This is a genomic window from Paenibacillus sp. PL91, from assembly GCF_012935325.2.
Lineage (GTDB): Bacteria > Bacillota > Bacilli > Paenibacillales > Paenibacillaceae > Pristimantibacillus.
Map to the genome: position 1 here is coordinate 396,753 of NZ_JABBYG020000004.1, position 12,711 is coordinate 409,463.

Here is a 12,711-nt window from a genome sequence, read left to right on the forward strand (position 1 = left end):
TCGGTTGGAGGAGGCTCGTAATGATCGATAAATACGCGCAACAAATGCTGCTGACGAGCGGCCGTTACGATAAGGAGCAGCATTTCTGGGCTCAAAAGCTTCAGGATGACATTGGCATGAGCGAGCTTCCGCGGATGATTATCCGCGAGGGCTCTGCCTCATCCGCAAAGGCAGCTAGCGGTATCGGCACTTATCTTCATGTTGTAGATGGGGCCGCTGCAGCCAAGCTGAAAGCAGCTTCAAGCACGGAATATGGCCTGTTTATGCTGCTGCTGTCCGGCGTTAGCTATTTGGTGCATCACCATGCTTCCGCAGGCCAAGCCCGGATCGGGGTGCCGGTGTTTAAGCAGCATAAAGATTTGAAAGAGCCAGTCAATAAGCTGCTGGTCATTCATACCGAATATAAGAGCGAGCATACCTTCCGCGATTGGGCGGGTCATGTCCGGCAAGCCGTGTCGGAGGCGAATGAGCATCAGAACATTCCCTTTCGCACCTTGGCCGAATATGCGCAGATTGCGCTATCGGAGGATGGTATAGCAGAATTACCGATTCTCGTCATGCTGGAAAGCGTCCACGCTAGAAGCGATGCGGCTGATATCCGATCAAGCATAGCCTTTGTTTTCCGTATGGATGAGAATCGTTTGGAGGTCGCAATCGAATACGATTTGCAACGGTTTAGTGAGCAAAATGTGGTTTCACTAGCCGCTCATCTTAATCATGCGCTGAAGGCGATTGAAACGCCGGACGTTCCGTTATCGCAGCTAGCCCTGCTCCCTGAGGAAGAACGCCAGCTTTTGCTGCTGACATTTAACGATACGTCAATTGATTTACCCCAAGGACGAACGCTGCATGGACTGTTCGAGGAGCAGGTAGCTCGATCGCCAGAGAGAATTGCGGTTCAATTTGGCATGGAGCGTCTTACATACCTGGAGCTTAATGCGCGCGCCAATCGGCTAGCACGCACGCTTCGCGCTCGCGGAGCAGCAGGGGATACCGTAATTGCCGTAATGGCAGAGAGATCAAATGAGATGATAGTAGCGATTCTAGCTGTCATGAAGGCAGGTGCTGCCTATCTTCCGATTGACCCTGCTTATCCGAAAGAGCGAAGAGATTATCTAATCCATGATAGCCTTGCTAATCTCGTACTTGCACAAACCCATCTGATAGCCGAATGCGGAGCGGTGCAGACGCTTGATCTAGGCGATGAGGCTTCTTATGATGCGGATGATTCCGATTTGGCGGCTTTGGCTGGGCCAGAGCATATGGCTTATCTCATCTACACATCGGGTACAACCGGACAGCCGAAGGGTGTAATGGTCGAGCATCGCGGAGTCGCCAACTCGATTCAATGGCGTGCAGCCGAGTACGGTTTAACGGAGCAAGATGTTGTGCTTCAACTGTTTTCCTTCTCATTCGACGGCTTTGTGACAAGCTTCTTCACGCCGATCATCTCCGGAGCAGCGGTCGTGCTCGTTTCCGAAGAGGAAGCGAAGGACCCGCTTGCTATCAGAAGGCACATTGCCAGAGCGGGAGTGACGCATTTCATTAGCGTACCTAGTCTATATGGGGTCATTATAGACGGCATGAAGCCGGAGAATGCCGGCTCTCTGCGTATCGTGACTTTGGCAGGGGAACGAATCCCAGACTCACTCCTTGAACGGAGCAGGAAAATAGCTCCACAAGCGGAGCTTGTGAACGAGTACGGTCCGACAGAAACGAGCGTGGTCGCTACAATTGGCCGTCAGTTAAAGGCAGATGAAGCGGTGACGATCGGCAGTCCGATTGCAAATACGGCTATATATATCGTTAACGAGCATTTGCAGCTTATGCCGATTGGCGTTCCCGGCGAGCTGTGCATAGCGGGTGCCGGGCTTGCTCGCGGCTATTGGATGAGGCCGGAGCTGACCGCAGAGAAATTCGTGAATTGTCCTTACCTGCCGGGGGAGCGGATGTATCGTACCGGCGATCTTGCCCGCTGGCTCCCGGATGGGCGAATCGAATATGTTGACCGGATCGATCATCAGGTCAAAATTCGCGGCTATCGCATCGAGCTGGGGGAGATCGAAGCTGCGGTGCTGAGTCATTCGACGGTCGAGGAAGCCGTTGTCGTTGCTTACGATGATGCAAATGGGCAAAAAACGTTATGCGCTTATTTGACTGCGGATGACGAGCTTGCGCTCCTAGACATCAAGGAAAGGCTAGCAGCCGAGCTTCCGTCGTACATGGTGCCGACGCATATCGTTCAGCTTGATCGCATGCCGCGTCTGCCTAATGGCAAGCTGGATCGAAAAGCGCTGCCGGAGCCAGACTTTACATCGGCAATATCCGGCGATGCTGCTGAATATACTCCGCCTTTGAATGATACAGAGGAACGGTTATGCGCCATGTGGCAGGAGCTGCTTGCGGTGCCGGTCATCGGCACGAAGGATCATTTTTTCAAAAGAGGGGGACATTCCCTCAAAGCGATGACGATGATCTCGCAAATCAATCAAGCTTTCGGTATAGAGGTTCCGCTCCGCGTTATTTTCGAATCGCCGGTCATCGAAGCGATATCGGACTATATCGTCCGGCAGAAGGAATCAGGTGTCTCTCACGCCTATTCAGAGATTGAGGCGGTGACGGAAAGAGCTTATTATCCGGTATCTTCGGCTCAGAAGCGGATGTATGTCGTCAGCTCTCTTGAGGGTTCAGGGACAAGCTACAATTTGCCTGGCTTCATCCTTATTGAAGGGGAGCTCGACGTTCCTTTGCTGCAATCGGCGTTCCGTCAATTAGTCAATCGTCATGAGACGCTTCGGACCCGCTTTGAAACTGTGGATGGAGAGCCAGTGCAGATCATTGAAGAACAGGCGCAGCTTCATATTCCTTATTCGGAAGCGGATGAATCCGAAACAGAGCGCTTGACGGAAGCCTTTGTCCGTCCGTTTGAGCTGAATGCTGCACCGCTCTTCCGGGTGGAACTGGTCAAATTAAAGGAAAACAAGCATTTGCTGCTGTACGACATGCATCACATTATTTCCGATGGCGTCTCGGCCGGCATTGTGGTCAAGGAATTTGTAGAGCTGTATCAAGGAACAAGCCTTGAGCCGCTTCGCGTTCAGTATAAGGATTACGCAGTGTGGCAGCAGGAGCGGTTAAGTTCAGCTCAATTGAAGGCGCAGGAGCAATACTGGCTGAATCGGTTTTCCGGCGAGCTGCCTGTGCTTGATCTTCCGACGGACTTTCCGCGCCCGCCTGTGCAGAGCTTCCATGGCGGCGTCGTAGCACAGCTGGCAGATCGGCCCCTGCTTGACCAGCTGCAAGCACTTGCGAAGCGGACGAATACGACATTGTATATGGTGCTGCTGGCTGCTTATAACGTCCTGCTGGCCAAATATACGGGAAAAGAAGATATCGTCATCGGCTCTCCAACCGCAGGTCGTCAGCATGCGGATACAGAACCGATGATCGGCATGTTCGTCGGGACGCTTGTTATGCGGAACAGGCCGGAAGCGGATAAATCTTTTGCGTCTTTCCTGCAGCAAGTAAAGGAATCCACACTCGAGGCCTTCGATCATCAAGGATATCCGTTCGAATCATTGATCGAGAAGCTTGGTCTTAAGCGGGACATTAGCCGCAATCCGCTGTTCGATACGATGTTTATTTTGCAAAACATGGATCTTGAAGCGACTGGGCTACCTGGTCTAAGCTTTATCCCGCTCGCCTCTGAGGCGCAGGTGTCCAAGTTTGATTTGTCTTTGCAGGCGAGAGAAGCAGATGAGGGGCTGCTGCTTAGCGCAGAGTACAGCTCTGCTTTATATCGTGAGGAGACCGTTAAGCGGATGCTTGGCCATTTTATTGAAATTTTGAAAAGCATAGCCGCACGGCCTAACGGCTCTATCCGTGATATCGAAATCATTACCGGTGGCGAGAAGCAGGTTATACTGCGGGTGTTCAATGACAGCCGCACCGCTTATCCGCGCGATGCCTCTCTTGCAGAGCTGTTTCAAAAGCAGGTCCAGTTAACGCCTGTGCATGCTGCGCTCGCCTATCGCGGACGACAGCTGAGCTACAAAGAGCTTAATGCCTATGCCAATCGAGTAGCATACACGCTTCAAAAGAGCGGGATTGGCCGCGGCCAAACCGTAGGTATATATGCTGACCGATCGCTTGAGCTGATCGTCGGTATTCTAGGCATTTTGAAAGCAGGAGCTGCCTTCGTCACGCTTGATCCGCTATTTCCGGAGGAACGGATTCGATTCATGCTGGAGGACAGTGCAGCATCGGCTTGCTTGACATTCGAAACCAAGCCGCTGACCAGCCTGCATATCGGTTGGTTTGAGCTGACACAATTGATGTCGAGTGAGGCTGCCGAGGATGAAGATTTGAACGCAGCTATTGCGCCAGATGACCTTGCTTACTTGATGTATACGTCAGGCTCTACCGGCAATCCGAAGGGAGTTATGGTTGAGCAGCGGAGCGTCGCTCGACTCGTAAAAGGAACGAAATACGCTTCCTTTGATTCGGACGGACGGTTGCTGCTGACGGGCTCTGTCGGCTTTGATGCGATTACGTTTGAAATATTTGGAGCTCTGTTGAATGGCATGACGCTGCATATTGTGGACAAGCATGTTCTGCTTCATTCAGAACAGCTGGCTGCCTATATTCGCGAGCACCGGATTACGTTGATGTGGTTGACTGCGCCGCTGTTCAACCAGCTATCGGAAGAGAATCCGGGCATGTTTGCTGGTGTCCGGCAATTAATTATCGGGGGAGATGTGTTATCTCCGCGCCATATTAACCGCGTGCGCCGCAGCACGCCGGGACTAACCTTGATTAACGGTTACGGGCCAACGGAAAATACGACATTCTCGACAACGTTCCCGATTGATTCTGACTTTGCGGATTCCATTCCGATCGGACGGCCGATCAGCAATTCAACCGCTTATATCGTGAATGAGGCTGGCCATTTGCAGCCGATCGGCGTACCGGGCGAGCTTGTGGTTGGAGGCGACGGTGTCGGCCGCGGATATGCGAATCTGCCGGAAATGTCAGCAGAGAAATTTGTTCCAAACCCATACGAGCATGGAGCACGGATGTATAAAACGGGAGATCTCGCCCGCTGGCGCGCAGATGGCGTGATCGAATATTTGGGCCGGATTGACCAGCAGGTGAAAATTCGCGGTTATCGGATTGAGCTTTCCGAGATCGATGCCGCTTTGTTGAAGCAGCCGGGAATGAAGGAAGCATGCGTAGTTGCGAGCGAGGATCAGAATGGTCAAAAGGCTCTATGCGCTTATTATGTCTGCGAAGCTGAGCAAGATGCTTCGGAGCTTCGCGCGGCGCTGGCTCAACAGCTTCCAGCCTATATGATTCCGCTATGCTTCTTGCAGCTCGAACGGTTTCCGCTAACCGCCAATGGCAAAATCGATCGCCGCGCACTGCCGAAGCCGGATTTCACGGCAGCCGCAGCTCAAAGCGCGGGTTATGTGCCGCCTCGCACCGATACGGAATCGCAGCTTGCTGCGTTATGGGAAGAAGTACTCGGTATGCAGCCCGTTGGTGTGACGGATGATTTCTTCGCACTAGGCGGGCATTCCTTGAAAGCAATGACGCTAATCGCCCGGATGAAACGGCATTTTGGTGTCGACGTTCCGCTGCGGAAGCTATTTGAAGCGGCGACAGTGGAAGCATTGGCCATTTATATGGATCAGGCGGATAAAACGGTACAGTCCGCAATAGGCAGAGCGCCTGAGCAGCCGTATTATCCGCTGTCACCGGCACAAGAGCGATTGTTTGTGCTAAGCCGGTTCGAGGGTGCAGGCATCAGCTACAATCTTCCGCGTGTAATGACGATAGAGGGGCCGCTTGAATGGGAGCATGTGCAGCACGTATTCCGCAAGCTGGTCTCCCGTCACGAAGCGCTTCGTACCGCATTCAGCCTGGTAGACGGCGAACCCGTCCAGCGTATTGCTTCAGACGATGATATTTCATTCAGCGTGGTGAGGCGACAAGCTGCGGAACCGGATTTATCCCAGCTCATCGAAGCCTTTATCCGGCCGTTCGATTTGGAGCAGGCACCGCTGCTCCGGGTAGAGCTGATCCAGCTCTCGGAGGAGAAGCATATTCTGCTATGCGACATGCACCACATTATTGCCGACGGCGTGTCGATGAGCCTCTTCATGAAGGAATTTGCCGAGCTCTATGAAGGCGAGGAGCTGCCATCGCTGCGCATTAGCTACAAGGATTTTGCGGTATGGCTAAGCAGCGGGGAAGGGAAGTCCACCTTGAAGCGGCAAGAGCAATACTGGCTGGAGGCATTCGCGGAGGAAGTGCCGCTTCTTGCATTGCCGACCGATTACCCGCGACCTGCCGTGCAAAGCTTCAAGGGTGCGAATCATGCGGTTCAAGCCGGCAGCGCGCTGAAAAACGCGCTCAATGAAACGGCGGCCCAGACAGGAACGACCTTATATATGGTCCTTCTTGCAGCATACAATGTGCTGCTTCACAAATATAGCGGCCAGACCGACATCGTCGTTGGTACGCCGGTGGCGGGGCGTCCGCATGCGGATGTAGAGCCGATAATCGGCATGTTTGTTAATACGCTAGCCCTGCGCAGCTATCCCGAAGCCTCCAAAAATTTCGGACAGCTGCTGGAGGAAGTGAAGCAAGCTACGCTAGCGGCGCTGGACAATCAGCACTATCCGTTCAATACGCTGGTAGAAAAGCTGAATCTGCCGCGCGATTTAAGCCGGAATCCGCTCTTTGACACGATGTTCAGCTTGCAAAATATCGATATGGGCACGCGGGAGCTGACTGGGCTGCGCATTGAGCCATTCCATTTCGAGGGAGGCGCCGCCAAGTTTGATCTATCGCTGGAATCAACGGAAACGGAAGACGACCTTATTATAAGCTTCGAGTACGGAACAGCCCTCTTCAAGCGGGAGACCATTGAACGGATGGGTGACCATTTCGTTCGTATTTTGAAAGAGGTTGCCAGTAATTCCGAAGTGCTGCTAGCAGATATCGATATGATGTCCGGAGAAGAAAAAGCGCAATTGACCGAGCGGTTTAATGATACGGAAGCGGAATTTCCAGCTGAGTCGACGCTATATGAATGGTTTGAGTCTCAAGCGCACAAAACGCCAGATGCCGTCGCTGTATGGGACGACAGCCGAACGCTTACGTATCGCGAGCTGAACGCGCAAGCTAATCGTTTGGCGTATAAGCTGCGTAATTGTGGTGTCGGCCCAGACTGCATCGTGCCGCTTATGCTGGAGCGCGCCGCCGAGATGATCGTCGGCATTCTCGCCATTCAGAAAGCGGGAGGAGCTTATCTGCCCATCGATCCGGACTTTCCGGAAGAGAGAATGCAGTACATGCTGGAGGATTCCGGAGCAAAATGGCTGCTGACGCAAACGAAGTTTGTGGCAAAAGCGCGGTCACTGCTGGTTGGCGAAGTGATTGACCTTAATGATCCAGCGTCCTATGAGGACGGGGAAGCCAGCAACTTAAAGCCGATCGCAGGACCGTGCCATCTTGCTTATGTGATTTATACTTCAGGCTCTACAGGCAATCCAAAGGGCGTCATGATCGAGCACAGAGCTGCGATTAATCGTATTCACTGGATGCAAAAGGCGTATCCAATAAACGAAAACGACGTTATTTTGCAAAAAACACCGTATACCTTCGACGTTTCCGTCTGGGAAATGTTCTGGTGGGGCTTTACCGGAGCGAAGGTTTGCTTCCTGAAGCCGGGAGGGGAGAAGGACCCGGAGGAAATCGTTCAGGCAATCGAGCGCAGCCGCATAACGACGCTGCATTTTGTTCCATCCATGCTCGGTTTGTTTTTAGATTATGTTGCCCAAGGTTCGCACGCGGAGCGGCTGTCGAGCCTGCGCCTTTTGTTCGCAAGCGGTGAAGCGCTGCAGCTCGAGCATGTGAGGCGATTCAACAAGGAGCTTTACAGCAGGCACGGCACTAAATTGATTAACTTGTACGGCCCGACCGAGGCAGCCATCGACGTCTCGTACTTTGACTGCTCGACAAGCGATGTTCCCGGTATCGTTCCTATAGGAAAACCGATTGATAACATTGGGCTGTATGTGGTGGACGGGAATTTCAATCTGCAGCCGATTGGCATTCCAGGGGAGCTTTGTATAGCTGGTATCGGTTTGGCTAGAGGTTATGTGAACAACCCTGCGCTGACAGCAGAGAAGTTTGTAGACAATCCGTTTGCTCCCGGCACAAAAATGTACCGTACAGGCGACTTGGCGCGCTGGCTGCCAGACGGAAATGTGGAATATTTGGGCCGGCTTGATTTTCAGGTCAAAATTCGCGGTTACCGCATTGAGCTAGGCGACATCGAAACAGCGCTGCAAAGGCATGAGGCCGTACGCGATACGGTCGTTGTCGCCTTGCAGGACAAGGAGAAGCTCAGCTTCCTTTGCGCTTATTTTACGGCTGACCGCGAGCTAAACGTAAGCGAGCTGCGCGAGCATCTAGGGAACGGACTCCCAGCGTATATGATTCCGTCGCAGTTCGTTCAGCTGGAACGTTTGCCGCTTTCCTCCAATGGCAAAATAAACAGGAAAGCTTTGCCTGAGCCTGAAGGGCTGCTGGCAACAGGCGCGGCTTATATCGCACCTCGAACGCCAACCGAAGAGCTGCTTGTCAGCCTGTGGCGAGAGGCTCTTGCCGTTGAACGCGTTGGCGTGCTGGACAGCTTCTTCGCGCTCGGCGGGCACTCGCTCAAAGCGATGGCGCTGCTCGCGCAGATGCATAAAGCATGCGGAGTTGAGGTTCCGCTTCGCTACCTATTCGAATCGCCTACGATCGAAGCGGCTGCACGCTATATCGACGGGAATGCCAAGAAAACTTACAGCCCAATCAGACTAGCGCCTAAAAAGGATTTATATGCGGTGTCTTCGGCACAGAAGCGCATGTACATTCTCGACCTGATCGAAGGGAAAGGGACGAGCCTTGCCTATAACATGCCGGCTGTCGTTGGATTGGAAGGGATTATCGATGCAGGACGATTTGAACAGGCGCTGCAAAAGCTCGTTGCAAGGCATGAACCGCTTCGGACTTCCTTCTATTTAGTGAATGGCGAACCGCTTCAACGCGTTCACGATACGGTTGACATGCAGCTCGAGCGCCATCAAGCAAGCTCCGAGGAAGCGGCAGGTCAATGGATCGAGGAATGGTTCCGGCCATTCGATTTGGCAGAGGCGCCGCTGCTGCGCGCAGCTCTTATCCAAATCACAGAGCATAAACATGTATTTGCGTATGACATGCATCACATCATTTCGGATGGCGTATCAGGCTCAATCTTCCTGCAGGAGCTCATCAGGCTGTATGAAGGAGAGGACCTTCCGGAGCTTATGCTGCACTATAAGGACTTCGCCTTATGGCAGAATGAATGGCTGGAGAGCGAGGCTTTCGCTGAGCAAGAGCAATTCTGGCTGAATCAATTCGCTGGTGGAGACGTACCGCTTCTGGAGCTTCCGACCGACTATGCGCGTCCAGCCGTGAAGAGCTTCTCCGGCGCTGTCGCCGCGTTTGAAGCAAACTCCGATTTGACGGATCGGCTCGAGAGGCTGGCACAACATTCTGGTGCGACCTTGTACATGATATTGCTTGCAGCTTATAAGGTGTTGCTCTCTCGTTATTCGGGCAACCCGGATGTCGTGGTCGGAGCTCCAATCGCGGGACGCTCCCATGCCGATACGGCAGGGATGCTCGGCATGTTCGTAAATTCATTGGCCATTCGCAGCTCGATATACGGGGAACGTTCCTTCCGGGAGATTCTATCAGACGTGAAGCAAAACGCGCTGAATGCATTCGAGCATCAGGATTATCCGTTTGAAATGCTGGTCGAGAAGCTGCAGCTGCCGCGTGATCTAAGCCGCAATCCGCTGTTCGATACCGTGGTGGTTTGGCAAAATGGGGACTCTGAACGAAGCGAAACATCCGAGATCTCATATTCGCAAAACGAGCTTCGTATCATACCGTTCGGTCAGGAGCATAACATTTCTAAATTCGATCTGTCCTTGATAGCCGCGCCAGGCGAAGGCACTTTGCGACTAAGCTTTGAATATTGTACGGACCTCTTCCGGGAGGAGACCATTCACCGGATGACCGGTCATTTCCTGCGCATTCTTGAGGCAGCTGCTTATTCGCCGGATTCCATCATAGGACAAATCGATTTGATGGCAAACGGGGAAAAGCAGTGGCTCTCCGAAATTAATGCGACCGAGCGCGAATATACAGGCACTAGCCTGCTGCATGGTCTGTTCGAGGAGCAGGCAAGCCTGTATCCGTCACAGCCAGCTATCGTGCAAAGGGAGTCATCGCTGTCATACGCGCAGCTGAATGCAAGGGCGAATCAATTAGCCCGCGTCATTCGAAGCCGCGGCATACAGCGCGGGGATATTGTCGCTATTGCAGCAGATCGATCGATTGAAATGGTCGTAGGCATGCTTGCCATCATGAAAGCAGGTGCAGCTTACTTGCCGATCGATCCCGATTATCCTGCTGACCGCATCCGTTATTTGCTTGAGGACAGCAGGACGCCGCTGCTGCTGGCAAAAGCCAGCACGATAGAGGCGGTGGAAATCGAATTCAGCGGCAGCCTGCTTAATCTGGAGTCAGAAGACAGCTACGCTGCGCCCCAATCGAACCCGGAATGGACGGTTTTGCCGCAGGATCTAGCTTATGTGATCTATACCTCGGGGACAACCGGCAAACCGAAGGGAGTCATGATCGAGCATCAAAGCATCGCCAATACCGTGAAGTGGAGGCGTGCTGAATTCGGATTCGGGCCGGAGGACAAGGCGCTGCAAATGATGTCATTCTCCTTCGATGCGTCCGTCATCAGCTTGTTTACGCCGCTTGCTTCAGGTTCGGTCAATTATCTCGTGCCGAATGAAGAAGCGAAGGACCCGGTAGCATTGAAGAAGATGGTATCCGCCTTTAAAATTACGCATCTAAACGGGGTGCCGAGCTTATTCGGTTCAATCATCCATTTGCTGGAGCCGGAAGAGGCTGCATCCATTCGTCAAATTATGCTTGGCGGCGAGCCTGTCAGCGGCGGCTTGGTTGCCCAAACGAAGCTTAAAAACGCGAAGGCAGAGCTGGTGAACGAATACGGGCCTACTGAAAGCAGCGTAATGTCCACCTACATGCGCGGTCTTGAGCCAAATCAAAGCGTTACGATTGGCAAGCCGATTGCCAACACAAAAATATATATTGTGAATGAACGGATGCAGCAGCAGCCGATTGGAGTTAGAGGGGAGCTTTGCATTGCGGGCATTGGTCTCGCGCGCGGGTATTGGAACCAGCTGGAGCTGACGGAGGAGAAATTCATCCCTTGTCCATTCGAGCCGGGCGAGCGCATGTACCGGACTGGCGATTCGGCACGCTGGCTGCCAAATGGGATGATTGAATTTACCGGACGCATCGATCAGCAGGTGAAGGTGCGCGGCTATCGCATAGAGCTTGCTGAAATTGATGCGGTGCTGCTAAAGCAGCCTGACATTCGCGCTGCCTCTGTTCAAGCGCTCGACGATGCGAGCGGGCAAAAATATTTATGCGCATATCTAGTCGCAGATAACGAAGAAGCGGTACTCGCAGCCAAAGCTGCCGTTGTTAGAGAGCTTCCTGCTTATATGGTGCCTGCTCATTTCATTCGATTAGAGCGACTTCCATTAACGCCTAACGGCAAGATCGATATGAAGGCATTGCCGCAGCCAGACGTTCATGCCTGGCGCAAGCCTTATATTGCGCCAAGAAATGAAGAGGAGCAGAAGCTTGCCCAAATTTGGGAGGAGCTGCTAGGCATCCCGCAAGCGGGCATTCACGACAATTTCTTTGAGGTAGGCGGAAATTCGTTGAAGGCCACCTTGCTTGCGGCAAACGTGTATGAACGACTGCGAGTGGAGCTTCCATTCCTTGCTATCTTCCAGCAGCCGACGATTGCGGAGCTTGCCGATTACATCGCGAGCCGCCGCATTCAGCGAAGCGTGGACCAGCCGATTACACTGCTCAATCGTTCAGCAGATCGGCATTTGTTCTGCTTCCCGCCGATTGCCGGCTACGGCTTCATTTATCAAGAGCTGGGCGCACTTCTGGAAGAGGTCGGCATAGCTGTTTACGGCTTCGATTTCATTCATGAGGATGATCGAATCGAGCAGTATGCCGCATACATTCGCAGCGTACAGCCGGAAGGTCCATATCTGCTTCTCGGTTACTCAGCTGGGGGCAACCTAGCTTTCAATGTAGCCCAAAAGCTTGAATCCGAGGGGAGCAGCGTATCTGATCTCATCATGCTCGATGCCGAGCCTAAGAAGAAAGCGATCAAGCAGAGTGCTGAGCAAACGGAAGAAGAGGTCGGTAAAATTATCGAGCAGGAAGCAGAAGGCTCGCAATATGGAGCATATCTGCAAAATAATATGATCCGCGATACGATTTACCGGCACATCGTGGCCTATATGTCCTTTCTGAATAAGCTTGATAACAAGGGCAAGCTCGCCGCCGACATCCATTTCATCGAGTCCGAAGGCAAGGATCTTAGCCTGCTTCAGCGCCAGCTTAACTGGAGCAAGCATACGACCGGCCGTCATATCAAATATAAAGGCGCCGGCACGCACGAGGATATGCTCGAGCCTGCACATATTACGGCGAATGCGGAATTGATCCGACAGCTGCTTGGCTGATCGGGAAAGGAGCTCA

At 52.9% G+C, this 12,711-nt stretch carries 1 protein-coding gene; it reads left to right on the forward strand.

Going from position 1 to position 12,711, the window contains the following annotated elements:
* Positions 1-20 precede the first annotated feature (20 nt).
* On the forward strand, positions 21-12,695 hold the full coding sequence (locus tag HI950_RS12835) for a non-ribosomal peptide synthetase (protein WP_169082367.1): 12,675 nt from the start codon (positions 21-23) through the stop codon (positions 12,693-12,695).
* Positions 12,696-12,711 lie beyond the last annotated feature (16 nt).